Source organism: Microbacterium sp. NPDC064942, from assembly GCF_049545525.1.
GTDB lineage: Bacteria > Actinomycetota > Actinomycetes > Actinomycetales > Microbacteriaceae > Microbacterium > Microbacterium gawkjiense.
In genome coordinates, this window is sequence record NZ_JBMWDR010000003.1 from 1 (window position 1) to 17,639 (window position 17,639).

Genomic DNA, 17,639 nt, shown 5'->3' on the forward strand with positions numbered 1-17,639 from the left:
GCTCGACCACTACAACCTAGACAGGCACCATCTCGGCATCGGAGGCCACCCACCCATCGACCGAATCAACAACGGTCGAGGTCAGTACAGCTAGCCGCGGCCCTTCGCGGGTGCGCCGGCGAGGGCGCGTCGTCCGTCGCGGATGCCGCGTGCGAGGGCGCGCCATGGACGGATGGAGCGCAGCTGCGCGCGTCCGCCCTGCATCAGGATCAACCACGACACCCGGAGGGTCGCCCGCGACCACCGTCGGACCGTCTCCGCGTCGCCGTGCTTGGCGGCGTAGAGGAGTCGGTTCCGGATGTTGAAGTAGTAGTACGTCTCGGACTTCGCGCGCCCCCGCACGGCGTCGAGATGGGTCTGGCCCTCGTCGTGGACCGCGGTGACCGGGATGGTGCGCAGCGAACCGCCGAGGTCCAGCACACGCCGCGAGAGGTCGACGTCCTCCCAGTACAGGAAGTACTCCTCGTCGAATCCGCCGACCCGCGACCAGAGCTCCGCGGACATCGCGAAGCAGGCGCCGGTCGCCCACTCGTGGCGGGGCCTTCCGGCCCGTTCGGCGCGGCGCCGGGCGCCGGCGATCGACCCGTCGTCGAGGTAGAGGTCGCTGCCGCCGAACCACACGCCGCCCGCTCCGTCGAGGATCGTCGGCGAGACGAGCGCGAGCGGGTCGTCGGCGGCCGCCTGCACGAGTTGCGCCAGGCTGTCGCGGTCGATCGTGGCGTCGGGGTTGAGCGCGACGACGACCTCGGCGCCGCGTTCGAGCGCGAGAGCCGCTCCGGCGTTCGTCCCGCCGCCGAACCCGGCGTTGCGTTCGAGCAGCACCGGCACCCAGCCGTGGCGACGGCAGACCGCGTCGATGCGCGCGCGTTCGTCCGTCGAGCTGAAGCAGTCGACCACGACGACGAATCCGTCCCCGGGCGGCTGCACCGTCGCGGCGTTCGGCTCGAGGATCGCGCTGGCGCCGTAGTTCACGATCACCACCGCCGCGCGGGGCGTCACGGCGCCGGGACCCCTGCGGCCGGAACGGCGGGCTCGTCGGGGGTCGCGACGTCGAGCGCGCGGATCTCGCGGTGCCACTTCACGGCGGCCGCGGCGAGGAAGACCGCGTTCGCGACGAGCAGCAGCGTGTAGGCGGCCAGGAAGAGCGGCGGGGCGCCCCACAGCACGAACACGAGGCACAGCAGGCCGAAGTCGGTCGGCACGAGGACGAGCGAGCGCAGCGCCGTGCCGCCGCCGCGGGCGTGCGTCGACGGGACGCCCTTCTTGCCCTTGAGCAGGTCGTTGAGCAGCATCCCGAAGAAGGTCACGACCGCCACGACGCAGTAGGCCAGTGGCACCACGAGCCACAGGGTGTCGCGTGCGTCGGTGTGCCACCACAGCGCGACGAGGACGCACAGGTGGAGGGATGCCGTCTTGAAGGCGTCCACGAAGTGGTCGAGCCACTCCCCGGCGAGGCTGCCCCCGCCGCGCAGGCGGGCGAGCTGACCGTCGGCCGAATCCCACGCGTAGCCGAGGACCAGGAGGGCCGCGACGAGGCATCCGGTCCACCACTGCGCGGGCGCGACCACCAGCAGGACGAGCGCGGCGAAGGTGTGCAGCGCGCTGATGCCGGTCGCACCGTCGGGGGTGATCCCCCACTGGTGCGCGGCGGCGGCCAGGGCCCTGCCGATGCGCCGGTTGATGTACACCGAGTACGCCGGCGCGCCCCGTGCGTGGCCCTTCTGCGCCGCGGCCAGCCGACCGTACGAGTCCCCGAATGCGCTCATCGCTGTATGCTCCGTCCCCCGACTAGATGCATCGTCCCCGGTCTGAGCATAGGGGATGCGTCAACCTGCCAGACTGTCGGCTATGTCGACCGGTGACCGCCCGCGCGTGATGCAGTCCTTCGGCGCCCCCCGGCCCACATCCAACCCGTACGTCCACATGCTGGACGCCGCCCTGGCCGCCGATGCCGGTCTGGAGCACCTGCGCTTCGACCGGCGGACGGCCCTGTTCGGCCGTTACGACGCCCTGCACTTCCACTGGCCCGAGACGCTCTTCGGCGGCGCGACCCCGCTCAAGCGATTCGTCCGGCGGCTCTTCGGAACCGTGCTGATCGCACGCCTGCGCCTCACGCGGGTGGCGATCGTCCGCACGCTCCACAACGTGGAGTTGCCCGACGTCGACTCGCGATGGGAGCGTCTGTTGCTGCGCTGGGTCGACCGCCGCGCGGACTTCCACATCCGTCTCAATGAGTCCACGCCGGTGCGCGCGGGCGTCCCGTCCGCCGTCATCCCCCACGGGCACTACCGCGACTGGTTCGCCGACGTCGATCCCGTTCCGGCGGAGCCGCGCACGCTCGGGTTCGTAGGGCTGGTCCGCCGGTACAAGGGCGTCGAATCCCTCATCGCCGCCTTCCGCGCGACCGCGGCGGGGCTCGCCGACTGGAGGCTCCGGATCTCCGGCAACCCGTCGAACCGCGAGCTCGCCGACGAGATCCGCACGCTGGCATCCGCCGATGACCGGATCTCGCTCGACCTCCGCTACCTGTCCGAGGAGGACTTCGCGCGCGCGGTCATGTCGAGCGTCGGCATCGTCCTGCCGTACCGGTTCATGCACAACTCGGGAACGGCGCTCGCGGCGCTCTCGCTCGGCCGCCCCGTGCTCGTCCCGCGCAACGAGGTCAACACGGCGCTCGCCGACGAGGTCGGGCCGGGCTGGGTCTCGATGTTCGACGGCGACCTCACCGCCGGCGACCTCGAGGAGTTCGCGCAGACCGCGGCGACACCGCCCGCAACCGGCCCGGACCTCGACGATCGCGGCTGGTCACTCGTCGGCATCCGTCATCGCGAGGCCTACCTCCGCGCAATCCGCTCCCGGCGGAGCGGAGCGTGAGCGGGACGGCGTCGTTCGTCCTGATCGCGGTGCCGTCCTACCGGCGGCCCGAGCGCCTCGGCAGGCTGCTCGCGGCGCTCGGCGGTCACCGCGACGACGTGGCGCCCCTGCGCGTCGAGGTCCTCGTCATCGACAACGACCCCGAGGGCAGCGCGGCCGGTGTCGCGGATGCCGCGAAGGCGGCGTACGTGCCCGAGCCGCGTCCCGGACTCGCCGCCGTCCGCAACCGTGCGATCGACGAGGCCCTCTCCCGCGGCGCGGACGCCCTCGTCTTCATCGACGACGACGAGGTCCCCGAGCCGGGCTGGCTGCGGACCCTCGTCGCACCGTGGGCGGCGGGCGAGGCGGACCTGGTGTCGGGCCGCGTGGAATCGACCTTCGACTCCCCGCCGTCCGCGTGGATCACGGCGGGCGGGTTCTTCCGGCGCGTGCGGTTCGCCGATGGTGAGCGGATGCCGGTGGCTCCGACCAACAATCTCCTGATCAGCTGCGCGATCCTTCGGGCCACCGGCATCCGCTTCGATGAGGGCTTCGGTCGTACGGGCGGTGAGGACATCCACTTCACGTCCGCGCTGCACCGTCGCGGCGCGCGGATCCTCGCGGCACCGGACGCCCTCGTCATCGATCACGTCCCCGACGAGCGTGCGACGGCGTCGTGGGTCCTGCGGCGAGCCTTCCGCGTGGGCACGACGACCGCTCGCGCCGACATCGTCCTGACGGGCGGCGCCGCTCGCCGCCTGAGCCGCCGCGTCCGGTGGGCCCTCGTCGGCACCGCCCGAGCGATGGCGGGCGCCGGCCGATGGCTCGTCGGCGCCGTCTCCCGATCGGTCTCGCACCGCGCCCGCGGTGCACGGCTCATCGCCCGCGGGGCGGGGATGGTCGCGGGCGGCGCGGGATTCCGTTACCTCGAGTACCGGCCGCGGAACGAGTCGTGACGCCCCAGCCCGCCGTGGTGTAGTCTCCCCCCATCGGGCTTTGGGGGCCCGGTTCGAGTTGGGGCTCGATCTGTCTGCTTGCTGGGGAGCTTGCCATGACTGTGCGTATCGGATACGCCGCGGGGGCGTTCGACCTGTTCCACGTGGGACACCTGAACATCCTTCGGCATGCCAGGGACAACTGCGATCTGCTCATCGCCGGGGTGGTCAGCGACGAGATGCTGCACCAGGTGAAGGGTGTCGATCCGTTCATCCCGACGTCCGAACGCGCCGACATCGTGCGCGGCATCCGCTTCGTCGACCACGTCCACATCGAGACGGTGCCGAACAAACTCGACGTGTGGCGGGAGGTCGGGTTCACTCACTTCTTCAAGGGCGACGACTGGCGCGGCACCGAGAAGGGCGACCGCCTCGAGCGCGAGTTCGCGAAGGTCGGCGTCGAGGTCGTCTACTTCCCGTACACCGTCCACACCTCGAGCACGCAGCTGCGTCGTGCGCTCGAGGTCGCCTCTTCCGATCGCGAGCTCGTCCGTTCCGAGTCGGCGTGAGCGTGGCAGCGTCTGACGACGCTGCATCCTCGACGGGTCCCGACGACATCATCGAGCTCTTCGTCGGACAGGTGATCGCTCTGTTCCCGCTCCGGATGAAGAGCGGGCAGATCCCGGGTCGGCCGCAGCCGACCGTGCGGCGGATCTTCCCACGCTCCCCCGAGCCCGGCACCCCCGTGGACGGCGGTCCGCCGATGCGGGCCCGCACGTACTCGCTGTTCGTCGATGCGCCCGGTCACGGCATCCTGACCGTCGGCGACCATCGTGTCGAGGTCGTCATCCTGCCGCTCGACGTGTCGACGCCGCGCCAGGCGACGGTGTTCCGCATCTCCGCCATCGCCGGTCGGACGATCGACGTCACCGGCGTCGTGATCCAGCCGCCGACGGATGCCGGGGGCTGAGGGACGGCCGACCCGAACGGACGACGAGAGCCGCACCCCGGTGGACGGGATACGGCTCTCGGACGTTTCAGGTCAGCGACCGCCGCGGCGGCCGGCGCCGTTCTGGCGGACGACCGAGCCGACGGTGAGCGACCCGCCGCCGGTGGCGCGACGGCCGGTGCGACGCGCGCCGCCGGTCGGAGCGGCCTTCGGGGCGCCGTGCGAAGCGGCCTGGCCGTGACCGGCCGCGCGAGCGGGCTGAGCATCGCGACGCGGCGCGTCGGAGCTGCGACGCGACGCCTCCGCGCTGCGACCCTGACCGCGCCCGCGGCCCCCGCCCTGGCCCTGGCGACCGCGGTCGCCCTGGCCCTCGCGGGCGGCACGCTTGCGCTGCGCGTTGGCGCCCTGGCTCTGTCCACCACCACGGACCTGCGGCTGCTCGGGGGCCGGCGTGACGTGGGGGGCGACCTCGCCGACGAGCTCGACGACCGAGGCGGATGCCGCGGTCACGGTCTCGGGCGTGACCGAGATCGACGCCTTGCGCAGCAGCTGGTCGACGTCGCGACGCTGCTCGGGGAGGACGATCGTGACGACGGCGCCCTCGGCACCGGCGCGAGCGGTGCGACCCGAGCGGTGCAGGTACGCCTTGTGCTCCATGGGCGGGTCGACGTGGACGACGAGCTCGACGTTGTCGACGTGCACACCGCGGGCGGCGACGTCGGTCGCGACGAGCACGCGGGCGGTGCCGGCCGAGAAGGCGGCGAGGTTGCGGTCGCGCTGCGGCTGCGAGAGGTTGCCGTGCAGGTCGACCGAGGGGATCCCCTGCGACGTCAGCTGCTTGGCGAGCTTCTTCGCGGCGTGCTTGGTGCGCAGGAACAGGATGCGGCGGCCCGTGCCCGAGGCGAGGAAGCGCACGAGTTCCTTCTTCTCGTCGGAGCCGGGCACGTGGAAGACGTGGTGGGTCATCGCGGCGACGGGCGAGTGCGCCTCGTCGACGGAGTGCAGCACCTCGTTCTGCAGGAAGCGGCTCACGAGCTTGTCGACGCCGTTGTCCAGCGTGGCGCTGAACAGCATGCGCTGCGCACCCTGCGGAGTCGCGTTCAGGATGCGGGTGACACCCGGCAGGAAGCCGAGGTCGGCCATGTGGTCGGCCTCGTCGATGACGGTGATCTCGACGGCGTCCAGGCTCACGAGCTTCTGCTGCATGAGGTCCTCGAGGCGGCCCGGGCAGGCCACGACGATGTCGGCGCCGGCGCGGATGGCCTCGACCTGACGGTTCTGGTTCACACCGCCGAAGACCGTGGCGGTCTTCATGCCGTAGGTCGCGGCGAGCGGCGCGAGGGTGCGGTCGATCTGGGTCGCGAGCTCGCGCGTCGGAGCGAGGACGAGACCGAGGATGCGGCCGCGGCGACGGGTGCCACCGGCGAGACCCTGGCCGAGGCGCGCGACCATCGGGATCGAGAACGCGAGCGTCTTGCCCGAGCCGGTGCGGCCGCGGCCGAGGACGTCGCGCCCGGCGAGCGTGTCGGGCAGGGTGTCGACCTGGATGGGGAAGGGGCTGGTCTTGCCCTCCGCGGCGAGCGCGGCGATGAGGGGAGCGGGCACGCCGAGCGTGCCGAACGTGGGTTCAGTCATGAGAGAGCTAACTCGGGCGTGATCGCCCGGATCGGTGTCCCGGGTGCGAGTGCGCAGACGGGTTCGCCGTGAGAAGGAGTCGCCGGCGACGATCGATGGATCGGCAGCGGATGATGCGTTCTACGACGCGAGGGGCACCAGGGAAGGATGCCGCAACCCGCCCAGTCTAGCAGTCGGGGCCTCCGGCGGCCCTCAGAGCTCCCCCGCCGGGACCGCGAACGTGTCGCACGCGGTGCGGCCGCCCTCGTACCCGGCCATGAACCACCGCTGTCGCTGCTCGCTCGATCCGTGCGTCCAGCTCTCGGGATTCACCTGCCCGGACTGCTGCTGGATGTGGTCGTCGCCGACGGCGGCGGCCGCGTTGAGCGCATCGTCGATCTGCGCCTGCGTGGGTTCGAGGAGGAACGGCCGACCCTCGGCATCCCTCTGATCGGGAGCGGCGGCGGTCCAGGCGCCCGCGAAGCAGTCGGCCTGCAGCTCGGTGCGCACGGCGTTGCTGTCCTCGCCGGTACCGTCGCGCGGGTACTCCTCGAAGACGCCGAGGAGGTTCTGCACGTGGTGCCCGTACTCGTGGGCGAGCACGTACAGCTGGGCGAGGTCGCCGCCCTCGGCGCCGAGCTGGCCGCGCAGGATGCTCCAGAACGTCGGATCGATGTAGACGGTGCGATCGGTCGGGCAGTAGAACGGACCGGTCTGATTGGATGCCGTGCCGCACGGCGTCTGCGCCTGCTGCTCCACGAGCACGAGCTGCGGCTTCTCGTAGCCGTCGAGCTCGCTCTGCCAGTACGTGTTGATGACCTCTTCGCCGGCGTCGAGGCGGCAGTCGTCGTTCGCGTTGGCGTCCGCCCCGCTGTCGCAGTTCTCCACGACGCCCTGGTCGGGGGACGTGCCACCCCCGCCGCCTCCGCCGAGGAAGCCGCTGAAGTCCTGCCCCGTGAACATGAACAGCAGCAGCACGACGACGGCTCCCGCGCCGCCGGCACCGCCGGCGATCACGGCGCCGCGGCCACCGCGGCGGGTCGCGCGCGAGCCCCGTACGTCCGCATCCGGGTTGAAGGTCATGTCGGAACGGTACGCCCGCCGATCCCGCGCGGGGAACGGGTTGCGGCGACGGCCTCGACCGTGCTCGGATTCGCGGCACCGCCGTCATCGGACACAATGGGAGCGAGCGAGGAGATCACCGTGGACGCACACGCCGACCAGCCGACACCCGGCGACTACGCCGAGTCGCGCACCATCGCGATCCCCGACGACCCGATGACGGATGCCCCGGGGTTTGCCGCAGTCGATCCGAGCCCCGAGTGGTGGCTCGCCCTGCCCGCCGGATCCCGGCTCGTCGGTCTCGTCGTCTCGCGCCCCGACATGCCGAGCATCGTCGCGCAGCGCGAGGCGCTCGCGAAGTTCGGGGTGCCGATCGCCGGGTTCCGGCATCCCGCCCCCGAGACCGGCGAGACGTGGGAGGACCGGCTCACGCGACTGTTCGGCCGCCTCGGCGCCGGGGACGTCCTCGTCGTCACGGACGTGAAGGCGCTCGGGCGCGACGCGCACGAGGAGACCCGGACGATCGCGGAGCTGCGCCGCCGGTCGGTCATCGTGAAGGTTCTCGACCGGGGCTGATCCGCCCCCTCAGGACGAGGCGCAGAGGCGCGTCGCGTCGCTCGTCGCGCCGTTCTCGCGCCGCACGCTGACATCGATGCAGACCTGCGTGTCGCCGTCGAGCGGGACGACGACACTCGTCTTCGCGACGTTCTCGGCGGCCGCCTCGCCGCCGTCGAGCCGCACCCGCTGCCAGACGTAGGTGTCGCCCTCCTGCGGATCGGGGTTGACCCAGCGGAAGATCACCTTGCCGCCTCGGATCGTGCTGGCACTCTTCTCCGGCGCGGCGATGAAGTCCGCCACCGGGTCCTGCGGCTCGGGGGCGGTCGTCGCCGTCTCCTGCGGGCCCGCCACCTCGGCGGGCGGCGCCAGTGCCGAGGCGACGAGGACCGCACCGACCACGACGACCGCGACGACGGCCGCCGCGATGAGGCCGATCCACACCCCCTTGCGCGAGCGCGCCGGCGGCGCGGTCGTGGCAGTCGCGGGCGCGGGTCCCGTCGCCGCGGGGGTCGCCGCGGGGGTGGCCGCTGTGCGCTGGGGGGCACGCAACATCGTGCCCTCGTCGGCCTCGCTCGTCACCGGCGCGGCCGGCGGGATGGCGGTCGGCGGGCGCAGCACGGTGGCGTCCGCTCCCGTGTCGGCGGGCGCGCCACCGGGCGCCCAACCCGAGGTGTCGCGCTGGACCGTCGCGTCGGGGCCCGTCCCGAAACCGGCGGCGAGAGCCGAACGCTCCCACGTGGGCCCTGCGGCGGGTGCGGTGTGCGGATCGATGCTGACGATGCCCCGCACGCGCGTGAGCTCGCCGTCCTCCTCCTGCTCCTCGACGGGCGGCGCATCGTCGAGGATGTCGATCGGGGTGACCGAGTGCGCGAGCTCGATCTGCACCTTCTGCAGCGCGCGGGCGAAGGCGACGGCCGACTCGAACCGGTCCACCGGGCGCTTGGCCATCGCCCGCTCGAGCACCTGGAAGAGGGATGCGGGCGCGTCGGGTCGCTCCAGACGCGCGAGCGGCTCGGATTCGATGCGGCGGATCAGGTCGGCGCCGCCGTTGCGACCGCCGGGCACCTCGAAGGGCGAGCGGCCGGCGAGCAGGTTGTAGACCGTGGCGCCCAGCGCCCACACGTCGGACTGCACAGTGAACTCGGGGGTGTCGGCGAAGGATTCCGGAGGCGACCACGGGATCGACATCCCCGCGGAAGGATCGCTGCCATCGGCGGTCGTCGCGATGCCGAAGTCGGTCAGCGCGGGACGGTTGTACTCGGTGACCAGGATGTTCGCGGGCTTGATGTCGCGGTGCAGGATGCCGGCGCGGTGGGCCGTCTCGACCGCGGCGGCGACCTGGATGCCGACACGCAGCGCCTCGGCGACCGAGATGGGCGCCGAGCGGGCGCGCACCTGCAGGTTCGGCTTGGAGCAGTACTCCATGACGAGGTACGACCGGCCGTCCTCGGCCACCCCGGCCTGGTAGATCGTGACGATGGCCGGATGCGTCGAGAGCATCGCCATGACGTTCGCCTCGGCTTGGAACTGCTCGACGGCGCCGCTGGTCATCTTCTCGGCGAGGAGCACCTTCACCGCCACGCGGCGGCGCGGCAGGGCCTGCTCGTACAGGTACACGTCGGCGAAGCCGCCGGAGCCGAGGACCTGGACGTACGAGAAACCGGGGAGCTGCGGCGGCGCGGCGGGAGCGCGCTTCGCACTCACGGCAGGTCCTCGAAGGTCAGCGTGACACCGTCGCCCAGGTCGAGCACGTCGGCGTCGATGACCATGGTCGGCTCGTTGGGGTGCAGCCGCACGGGGTCGTGTCCGCCGCGCAGCAGGACGGTGCCGTTGGTGCTCGCCAGGTCGACGGCGAGCACGTGCTCACCCTCGGCGCGGATCTCGACGTGGTTGCGCGAGATGTCGTGCTGCGGTCCGTCGACCGCGACGAGCGTGGGCAGCTCGTTCTCGGCGGGGCGGGTCGAGCGCGGACGTCGACCGACGATGACCGTGCGCTCGAGCTCGATGACCCGCCCGTCGGCGAGGCGGATGCGTCCGCGCGACGGACTGCGCGGCGGGACGTCCTCGATCGAGTCGAAGGCGGATGCCGCGCGCATCGCGCGGGCTTCGGCGACCGACACCGTCGCGCCGTCGTGATCGCCGAGCTCGGCGGTGCCGGGCAGCGGCGGGGCGGGCAGGTGGGGCGGCACGAACGGCGGCAGCGCGGGCACCGGCGCGGCGGTGCGCGGGCTCGCGATGGTCGCCCCGAGCACGGAGTCCTCGTCGATCCCGGCGATGGTCTCGCCCCCGTCGGGCGCGCGGGTCGCCTCGGGGATGCCGGGGGTCGACACCGGCGACCCGCCGAGCGTGTGCACGGGAGGCACCCCGGTCACCAGCCCGGGGACTGCCGGCGGCGCGGGCGGGGAGTCCTTCGCGAGCGTGCGCGAGGAGGCGATCGTCTCGCCGATGTCCTCCGCCGCGGCGTCGTGGTCCGGCTCCGCGGGGCCCGGCTTCGCGGGCTCCGGCGCTGCGGCGTGCGGTTCGGGCGCGGCCGATTCTGTGGGCTCCGATTCGGCGGCGGTCGGGTCGGGCTCCGGCTCCTGCTCGGCCGCATCCGACTCCGGCGCTTCCGGCTCCGCGGCATCCGACTCCGCGACGTCGCTCTCGGGCACATCCGCCGCCGACGAGGCCACCTCCGCAGGCTCGGCCACCGGCGACGCGGGGGCCTCGACGGGCGCGGCCGCCGGTGCGGCCTCGCGCGCGACGAGGTCGAAGACGATCTGGGCCGCGGGCACGACCCCCGACTCGATGGGCAGCAGGTCGGCATCCGATCCCGCACCGATGTCGACGCTTACCCGGACGGCGCGCGGCAGGAACCGCTCGGTCCAGGTCGCGACACCCGCTCCCGACACCTCTTCGACGCCGTCCGCCGTCTCGACGACGAGCGAGACGGGGCCGCGCACCGCCACGCGGACGCCGTCACCCTCGGCGACCGCGAGGCCGAACGGCGGGATCGCGGCGAGCGAGGTGCCGAAGGCGCCGGTGAGCGAGTCGAGCACGGCGCCGATGCCGCCGCCCTCGAGACGGCGCCACACGCCCTCGACGGCGTGCGGCGTGACCGCGGGGGGCAGCACGGCGAGCGCCGACCCGGTCACCGCCGCACGCCACGCCTCGGCATTGCCGTCGGGCCGATACCGCACTGCGCGCATCAGGCGTCTCCTCCTGCCGCTGCACGCGGCCGTGTGTCCTCATCGGCGTCCGACGACCCGAGGCCGGGCGTCGTGTCCCCCTCATCCTGCCCCGCGACACGCACGGCATCGACCACGACGGCCGTGATGTTGTCGCGTCCGCCGTGCAGCATCGCCTCGTGGACGAGGCGGGTCGCGGCATCCTGCGGATCGACGACGTCGCGCAGGATGCCGGTGATGCGCTCCTCGGGCACCTCGCCCGAGAGCCCGTCCGAGCACACCAGGATGCGGTCCCCCGCCTCGGCCGCGAGCAGCCAGAAGTCCGCCTCGCCGCCGCTGCCGCCGCCGATCGCGCGCGTGATCTCGTTGCGGCGGGAATCACGACCGGCGGCGTCGCCGGTCAGTTCGCCCGCGTCGATGAGCTCCTGCACGACGGAGTGGTCCACGCTGATCTGCTCGAGCTCGCCGTCCGCGAAGCGGTACGTGCGCGAATCGCCCACGTTGACCGCGAGCCAGTAGCCGTGCCCGCCGACCTCGGTGACCGCGACGCCGCTGAGGGTCGTGCCCGCCGCGCGCCCCGCATACCCGATGCGCTCGACGGCGACGCGGGCACGCGACAGGGTGGCCCGCATCCCCTCGATGCCGACGGAGTCCCGCCCGACGAGGGCGCGGAACGCGGCGACGACCGCCCCGCTCGCGGCGGCGCCGGCGTCGTGGCCGCCCATGCCGTCGGCGACGAGGAACAGGGGGTACTCCGCGAGGTGCGAGTCCTCGTTGACGCGGCGACGCAGCCCCGGGTGGGTCGCCGCTCCGACGCGGACGTCGATCGCCGTCACCGGGCGCTCTCCACCGTGAGCCGCCGGTCGCCGAGTTCGAGGACGTCGCCCGACCACACGCGCGCCCGTCGCCCGGGCATGAGGCGCTGCGGCTGGCCGGCCCGCACGATGACGACCCCATTGAGGGAATGCCGGTCGACGACCCACGTGCCCTCGTCGTCGGCGCCGATCTCGAAGTGCGTCTTCGACAGCGAGAGCGTCTCGTCGCGCACCGCGGTGCTGCGCCGTCCCGGCTGCTGACCGGGGCCGCGGCCGAACAGGGTGGGCTCGTAGACGGTGTGCCGGGTGCTGTCATCCCACCCGAGGATCGCGATCACCGGGGGCGCGACCCGCTCGGCCGTCGCCGGCCGGCCGTCTCCGTGCGGCACGCCGGGAACCGTGGAGATCACGTCGACGGGGAGGGTGCGCGGGATGCGACGGTTCGCGGGGACGGGTGCCGGGGCCCACGAGGGCGACGGCAGAGGGCCCGATGCCGGCGCGGCGACGGGCCGGACGGCGCCCGAGGGGGCGGGCGGCACCGCGGCCGCGAGCATCGCCGGAGCGGGAGCGGGAGCCGGGAGCGGCGCGGGCCGCACGTCCGCGGGGGACTGCTCGACGGGGGCCGACGGGCGCGGGGCGGGTGCCACGTCGACGACGACCGCGCCCGAGGCGAGGTCGTGCCACCCGCGCCGCCAGCGCGAGGAGTCGAACAGCGGCGAGAAGAACCCGACGACGACGCTCGCCGTGAGGCCCCAGAGGAGGTTGCGACCGAGCGCGCGCCCGAATCCGAGTTCAGCGTCGTCGGAGGCGTGTGCCAACCGGACCCCCATGAAGCGCATTCCGAGGGAGCCGCGACCGCCCTGCATCCCGGTGTGCACGAGGAACCAGGCCGTGCTGACGACGGCGAGCACGGGCAGCAGCCAGAGGATCGGGACCGCGGTCACCATCGACAGGGCGAACACGATGCCGACGGCGACCCCGTTCCCGGCGGCCGCGATCGCGGAGTCGATGACGACGGCGAGGATGCGGTGACGCATCGTCGCGGGCACGCGGGCGGTCATGGCCGTCGCGCCGTTCGCCGGATCCCACCCCGTCGCAGCGAGCGCAGACTCAGGCGGGCGCGCAGCCGCTGCCAGAACGTGGCACCGCCCGCCATGCCCGCGACGATCTCGTCGACCTCGCGCCAGAACGCGTCGACGTCCCCCGGCGTGGGGTCGCCGGGCCCGTACACCTCGGCGTCGGCGCGCTGAGCGAGGGTCGCGACGCGGGGACCGTCGAAGGTCTCCCCCACGGCGCGGGCGCTCTCGGCGCGCGTGGACCCCGGCGGCACCGCGACGCGGTAGTCCACGGCGCGGTCGACGAGCTCGTCCCACCCGCCCGACACCCGGTCGGCGGTGCGCTCGGCGCGCAGGCGGCGGGTGCGGCGGGCGGCCTTCAGCCCGCCGATCACGAGGAACGGCGACAGCAGCAAGAGGAGGGTGCCGAGACCGATCCCGGTCCACAGAAGCACCGGTCCGAGCCAGTCGAGCCCCGGAGGCTCCTCCTCGTCCTGGTCGCGCTCCTCGGCGAGCGCCGGCGGCAACTCCGCCGGCTCCTGCGCGGGCGGGGGCGGCTGCAGGACCTGCGGCTTCGGGTTGGCGCGCGGCTTCGTGTTCTGCTGGCTCGGCTCGTTGTCCTCGTCGGGGGTCGGATCGAAGGTCACCCATCCGGCATCCTCGAACGCGATCTCGACCCAGGCGTGCATGTTGTCGCCGGTGGCGGTGAAGACCCCGCTCCCGTCCTGCTCGCCCTCGTCGGGGTACCAGCCCATGACCACCCGCGCGGGCATCCCGAGCTGCAGGGCCATGAGCGCCATCGTGACCGCGTACTGCTCGTCGTCGCCGACCATCTGCTCGTTCGAGACGAGCATCGTGATCCGTGCGGCACCGTGACCGGAGGGCGAGTAGACGTCGTCGGCCAGACCGTGGCTGAAGTAGCCCTCGCTCTGCAGGTAGCTCTCGAGCGCGCGCGCCCGCTCGATCGGGGTCTCGGCTTCTTCCGTGGCGTCCGAGGCGAGTTCGCTGAGGGACTGGGGGATGCCGGTCTGCCGCGGCATCTTCAGCGGGGCGAACTGCTGGTCGGCGAGTTGCTCGTCCGTCGGCTCCACAGGCACGGTCGTGTCGATCGTGTACTGGTCGCCGGAGTGGACCCCGGAGGTGACGACGGCGGTGCCGGTGCCGTCGTTGAAGTGCGCGCCGCGGCGCAGGTCGTTCGCCCGATCACCGGCGAAGGTGATCTCGTGGGCGGAACCGACCGACGGCAGCCACACGCCGTCGAGGTTCTCGATGTCGACGCGCACGGTCGATTCGTCGCCCTTCGCCTGCGGCGACATGTTGGACCGGACGGGGGTGAAGGCGCTCGACGAGCCCGCGCCGTCCTCGGCGACGTTGTAGACGATGCCGTCGTAGGCGTCCATCGTCGCAAGCCGAACCCGAGCGTCCTCAGGCAGGCCGCTCACGGTGAACAGGGGTTCGCTCTCGAAGTCGCGGACGTAGCCGCGCCAGGACTGCAGGGGGCTCGCGTAGTCGTGGATGTCGAAGGGCGGCACGACGAAGTCGCGCAGGATGTAGCGCTGCGTGGGCGGGGCGGCGGTCGCCGCGACGGCCGCCCCCGCTCCGGTCGCGAGGGCGACGACGACCCCGCCCGAGACGAGGCGGCGCAGGCGTGCGGCACGCGAGGCATCCGCCCCGGGGGTCGCGGCCTCGACCGCGGTGCGCTCCGGGCTCCACAGGGTGCGCAGCGCCAACCAGACGACGGCGACGATGACGAACAGGGCACCCTGAACGATCGGGGCGACGGTCTGCGCCGTGCCGAGCAGGATCTCGCCGGCGATGAAGGCGGATGCCGGGATCAGCGCCCACGCGGGCCGACGCAGCCGCAGCGCGAGCGATGCGGTCAGCAACGACGCCACGAGCGTCATGAGGAACGGGACGATCAGGTGGCCGTCGTCGGGCGCGACGGGGGGCACCGTGGTCAGCAGGTCCTTCCACGCCGTCACGATGCCGAAGGCGAGCTGACGCCACGTCTCGAGGGTCGGGATGACGCCGAGGAACGTCGTGGCGGGCAGGGCCAGCGCGCCCCCGAGCAGGAAGTACACGGCGACGGTCGCACCCGCAAGGGTCAGCACCCCCCAGCGCCACCTCGCGCCGACCCACGCGAGGGCGATGCCGACGACGAGGGCGCCGACGGCGGCGACGAGGTAGGTCGCACCCTCGAACGTCGCCGCGAAGCCGACGATGCCGACGGTGAGGAGGAGGACGACCGCGCCGACGTCGGCGACGAGGCGACGCCACGTCGACCCGGGGAGCAGGAGGAAGCGCAGCCGGTTCACGACAGGACCTTGCGGATCGCGTTCGGGAGCTGGTCCAGCTCACCCAGGGCCATGACGTCCGCGTCGCCCACGCGGCGCAGTGCCGGGGCGTCGAGGCGGCTGTCGGCGATGATCGCGAGCGTGCGCACGCCGAACGGCACGCGCGAGCAGGCGAGCCGGAGCTGCCCCGCGTCGACCGTGGACCCGCAGATGAGGACGGCCACGGCGGCATCCGGGGAATGCGCGGCCAGGATGCCGGCGAGCGCGACGATCCCGCCCTCGCGGGGCTTGCTGGGCTCGATGGCCGCGAGGGAGTCGAGGTAGCGGCGTCCGGTCTCGGCGCGGATCTTGCCGGCCGAGGTGCGGACGTCGAGGGTGCGGGAGTCGCGCAGCGCGCGCAGTCCGATCGAGCCGGCGACCGAGATCGCGGTCTCGAACTCCTCCGCGTCGCGGTACTCGCCGGGGTGGGTGGAGAGGGCGACGACGAAGTGGGAGCGCCGGGTCTGCTCGTACTCGCGGACCATCAGGGTGCCGGTGCGCGCCGTCGACTTCCAGTGCACGTGGCGCAGGTCGTCTCCGGGCTGGTAGTCGCGCAGCGCATGGAACGACACGTCGTCGCGCGCGAGGTGCTGGTCGGGCAGGCCCTCGAGGTCGCGCATCTGGCCGAGCGAGAGACCCTCGAGCGGCAGCGTGCGGGGGTGCACGAACAGGTCGACGGCCTGCCGGCGATCGTGCGTGCGTTCGAACAGGCCCAACGGGTCGCCGCGGAGCACGCTGACGGGGCCGACCGCGAGCACGCCGCGGGCGGTCGTGGGGATGGCGAAGAGCTCCTCGTGCTCGGCTCCCGCGGCCAGGCGCGGGACCTGGAACAGACCGCGGCCGGCGCCGACGGGCAGGACGACCTCCGACGGGAGCAGCGACCGCGAGGTGCGGTTCGCGAGGGTCAGCGCGCCGACGGCGCGCTCCCCCACGACGACGCGGGTGCGGGTGAGGTCGAGGTCGACGTCGTAGGCGGTGCGGCCGAAGAGGAAGACGGCGCAGAGCAGCGCGAGGATCGTGGCCACCACCGCGGCGACGAACGCCTCCTGCCATCCGAGGGCGAACGCGGTGATCCACAGGACGACCGCGGCCGCGATGACCACCCAGCCGGTGACCTGGATCACATCCGCGATGACCGCGATGCGTGTCCCGGCGCGGCGCGCCCACACCCCGGCATCCTCCCGGACCTTCTCCCACCGCGTCGCCTGACGCGGGGCGAGCTGGGGCGCGTCGGTGGTCTCGTCCGGGGCGTCTGCGGGCACGCCGGAGGGGCCGGGCACGTCGGGCGCCGCGGCCACCGTCTCCGGCGTCATCGTCATCAGGCCGACGCCCTCGCGAGGGGTGCCTCGACCTGGCCCAGCGCGCGCTCGATGACCGACTCCGAGGTCGTTCCGGCGAACTCGGCCTCGGGGTCGAGGACGAGACGGTGGGTCCAGACGGGTGCGGCGAGCGCCTTCACGTCGTCGGGGATGACGTAGTGACGTCCCTGGGACGCCGCGACGACGCGCGCGATCCGCATCATCGAGATCGCGCCGCGCACCGAGACGCCGAGCTTCGTGGCATCCGACTCGCGCGTCGCCTCGACGAGCTGGGCGGCGTACCGCGCGACGGCCGGGTCGACGTGGACGGATGCGGCCAGGTCGGCCATGTCGGCGACGGCCTTGGTCGTGATGACGGGGCTCAGCTTGCCGGACGGGTTGCGGTCGACCTCGCCGGCGAGGATCCGCTCGGCGACGGCGAGCGACGGGTAGCCGATCGAGGTCTTGATCATGAAGCGGTCGAGCTGCGCCTCGGGCAGCTTGTAGGTGCCCGCCTGCTCGATCGGGTTCTGCGTCGCGATGACGAGGAACGGGCGGCCGACCTCGTGCGGCACACCGTCGACGGTGACCCGCGACTCCTCCATCACCTCGAGGAGCGCCGACTGGGTCTTCGGCGAGGCGCGGTTGATCTCGTCCGCGAGCACGATCGACGCGAAGACGGGTCCCTTGTGGAACTCGAACTTGTGGTTCTGCTGGTCGTAGATCGTGACACCCGTCACGTCGGAGGGCAGCAGGTCGGGCGTGAACTGGATGCGGGTGGACGTGCCCTGCACGCTGGCGGCGAGCGCCTTCGCGAGGCTGGTCTTGCCGGTACCGGGCGCGTCCTCGAGGAGCACGTGTCCCTCGGCGAGCATCGCCGCGAGGACGAGGCCGACGACCTCGCGCTTACCCATCAGTGCCTGGTCGACGTTGTCGACGAGACGCGTGAACGTGTCGCGGAACCAGGCCGCCTGTTCGGGGGTCATGCTCATTCGTAGTC

The 17,639-nt window shown here is 72.9% G+C and carries 16 protein-coding genes; 5 read left to right on the plus strand and 11 right to left on the minus strand.

Annotation, left to right across the window (positions count from 1 at the left end; genetic code table 11):
• Window positions 1–90: 90 nt before the first annotated feature.
• Window positions 91–999 carry a glycosyltransferase family 2 protein gene (locus ACPEH2_RS06375; RefSeq protein WP_217529893.1) on the minus strand — a complete coding sequence of 303 codons (909 nt, stop codon included), beginning with the start codon at window positions 997–999 and terminating at the stop codon, window positions 91–93.
• Window positions 996–1,766, minus strand: a complete 771-nt coding sequence (locus ACPEH2_RS06380; protein ID WP_217529896.1) for a CDP-alcohol phosphatidyltransferase family protein — start codon at window positions 1,764–1,766, stop codon at window positions 996–998. Before ACPEH2_RS06380 ends, ACPEH2_RS06375 begins: the two co-directional genes overlap by 4 nt.
• An 82-nt stretch (window positions 1,767–1,848) precedes the next feature.
• On the opposite strand from ACPEH2_RS06380, the gene ACPEH2_RS06385 reads away from it, so the two are divergent.
• From ACPEH2_RS06385 to ACPEH2_RS06400, 4 genes are all read left to right on the plus strand, one after another.
• Window positions 1,849–2,874 carry a glycosyltransferase gene (locus ACPEH2_RS06385; protein ID WP_359918891.1) on the plus strand — a complete coding sequence of 342 codons (1,026 nt, stop codon included), beginning with the start codon at window positions 1,849–1,851 and terminating at the stop codon, window positions 2,872–2,874.
• Window positions 2,871–3,809 (plus strand): glycosyltransferase family 2 protein, encoded by a 939-nt coding sequence (locus tag ACPEH2_RS06390; protein WP_359918893.1) that lies wholly within the window; start codon window positions 2,871–2,873, stop codon window positions 3,807–3,809. Before ACPEH2_RS06385 ends, ACPEH2_RS06390 begins: the two co-directional genes overlap by 4 nt.
• Window positions 3,810–3,904: 95 nt before the next feature.
• Window positions 3,905–4,357: an adenylyltransferase/cytidyltransferase family protein gene (locus ACPEH2_RS06395; RefSeq protein WP_311860634.1), complete on the plus strand. Its 453-nt coding sequence runs from the start codon at window positions 3,905–3,907 to the stop codon at window positions 4,355–4,357.
• Between the two features lie 2 nt (window positions 4,358–4,359).
• A complete protein-coding gene (locus ACPEH2_RS06400; protein ID WP_217529904.1) occupies window positions 4,360–4,758 on the plus strand; it encodes a hypothetical protein in 399 nt (132 codons plus the stop codon).
• A gap of 72 nt (window positions 4,759–4,830) precedes the next feature.
• On the opposite strand, the gene ACPEH2_RS06405 is transcribed toward ACPEH2_RS06400, so the two are convergent.
• Together ACPEH2_RS06405 and ypfJ are read right to left on the minus strand one after the other, a co-directional pair.
• Window positions 4,831–6,372 (minus strand): DEAD/DEAH box helicase, encoded by a 1,542-nt coding sequence (locus tag ACPEH2_RS06405; protein WP_359918894.1) that lies wholly within the window; start codon window positions 6,370–6,372, stop codon window positions 4,831–4,833.
• Window positions 6,373–6,564: 192 nt separating this feature from the next.
• On the minus strand, window positions 6,565–7,434 hold the full coding sequence (ypfJ, locus tag ACPEH2_RS06410; RefSeq protein ID WP_359918896.1) for a KPN_02809 family neutral zinc metallopeptidase: 870 nt from the start codon (window positions 7,432–7,434) through the stop codon (window positions 6,565–6,567).
• A gap of 120 nt (window positions 7,435–7,554) precedes the next feature.
• On the opposite strand from ypfJ, the gene ACPEH2_RS06415 reads away from it, so the two are divergent.
• Window positions 7,555–7,989 (plus strand): recombinase family protein, encoded by a 435-nt coding sequence (locus ACPEH2_RS06415; protein WP_217529910.1) that lies wholly within the window; start codon window positions 7,555–7,557, stop codon window positions 7,987–7,989.
• A 9-nt stretch (window positions 7,990–7,998) separates the two neighbouring features.
• On the opposite strand, the gene ACPEH2_RS06420 is transcribed toward ACPEH2_RS06415, so the two are convergent.
• Genes ACPEH2_RS06420 through ACPEH2_RS06450 form a run of 7 tightly spaced genes read right to left on the minus strand, consistent with a single transcriptional unit; the run spans window position 7,999 to window position 17,631 of the window.
• Entirely contained in the window at window positions 7,999–9,675 is a 1,677-nt protein-coding gene (locus ACPEH2_RS06420) for a serine/threonine-protein kinase (RefSeq protein ID WP_359918897.1), read from the minus strand.
• The gene (locus tag ACPEH2_RS06425) at window positions 9,672–11,159 is read right to left on the minus strand and encodes an FHA domain-containing protein (protein WP_359918898.1); all 1,488 of its coding nucleotides are present in this window, start codon (window positions 11,157–11,159) and stop codon (window positions 9,672–9,674) included. Before ACPEH2_RS06425 ends, ACPEH2_RS06420 begins: the two co-directional genes overlap by 4 nt.
• Window positions 11,159–11,974 (minus strand): PP2C family protein-serine/threonine phosphatase, encoded by an 816-nt coding sequence (locus ACPEH2_RS06430; protein WP_359918899.1) that lies wholly within the window; start codon window positions 11,972–11,974, stop codon window positions 11,159–11,161. Before ACPEH2_RS06430 ends, ACPEH2_RS06425 begins: the two co-directional genes overlap by 1 nt.
• A complete protein-coding gene (locus ACPEH2_RS06435; RefSeq protein ID WP_359918900.1) occupies window positions 11,971–13,014 on the minus strand; it encodes an RDD family protein in 1,044 nt (347 codons plus the stop codon). The genes ACPEH2_RS06430 and ACPEH2_RS06435 overlap by 4 nt, the downstream gene beginning before the upstream one ends.
• Complete coding sequence (locus tag ACPEH2_RS06440; protein WP_359918901.1) at window positions 13,011–15,323, minus strand: transglutaminase TgpA family protein; 2,313 nt, start codon at window positions 15,321–15,323, stop codon at window positions 13,011–13,013. The genes ACPEH2_RS06435 and ACPEH2_RS06440 overlap by 4 nt, the downstream gene beginning before the upstream one ends.
• Window positions 15,320–16,660, minus strand: coding sequence for a DUF58 domain-containing protein (locus ACPEH2_RS06445; RefSeq protein WP_363492126.1), 1,341 nt, complete (start codon window positions 16,658–16,660; stop codon window positions 15,320–15,322). The genes ACPEH2_RS06440 and ACPEH2_RS06445 overlap by 4 nt, the downstream gene beginning before the upstream one ends.
• Entirely contained in the window at window positions 16,660–17,631 is a 972-nt protein-coding gene (locus ACPEH2_RS06450; protein ID WP_064003569.1) for an AAA family ATPase, read from the minus strand. The genes ACPEH2_RS06445 and ACPEH2_RS06450 overlap by 1 nt, the downstream gene beginning before the upstream one ends.
• Window positions 17,632–17,639 lie beyond the last annotated feature (8 nt).

Excerpts from the sequence above, each read along its gene's own strand:
- ACPEH2_RS06450 (WP_064003569.1), bottom strand. The coding sequence starts at position 17,631 with ATGAGCATGACCCCCGAACAGGCGGCCTGGTTCCGCGACACGTTCACG.
- ACPEH2_RS06385 (WP_359918891.1), top strand. The coding sequence starts at position 1,849 with ATGTCGACCGGTGACCGCCCGCGCGTGATGCAGTCCTTCGGCGCCCCC.
- ACPEH2_RS06380 (WP_217529896.1), bottom strand. The coding sequence starts at position 1,766 with ATGAGCGCATTCGGGGACTCGTACGGTCGGCTGGCCGCGGCGCAGAAG.
- ypfJ (WP_359918896.1), bottom strand. The coding sequence starts at position 7,434 with ATGACCTTCAACCCGGATGCGGACGTACGGGGCTCGCGCGCGACCCGC.
- ACPEH2_RS06445 (WP_363492126.1), bottom strand. The coding sequence starts at position 16,660 with ATGACGATGACGCCGGAGACGGTGGCCGCGGCGCCCGACGTGCCCGGC.
- ACPEH2_RS06405 (WP_359918894.1), bottom strand. The coding sequence starts at position 6,372 with ATGACTGAACCCACGTTCGGCACGCTCGGCGTGCCCGCTCCCCTCATC.
- ACPEH2_RS06435 (WP_359918900.1), bottom strand. The coding sequence starts at position 13,014 with ATGACCGCCCGCGTGCCCGCGACGATGCGTCACCGCATCCTCGCCGTC.
- ACPEH2_RS06395 (WP_311860634.1), top strand. The coding sequence starts at position 3,905 with ATGACTGTGCGTATCGGATACGCCGCGGGGGCGTTCGACCTGTTCCAC.
- ACPEH2_RS06425 (WP_359918898.1), bottom strand. The coding sequence starts at position 11,159 with ATGCGCGCAGTGCGGTATCGGCCCGACGGCAATGCCGAGGCGTGGCGT.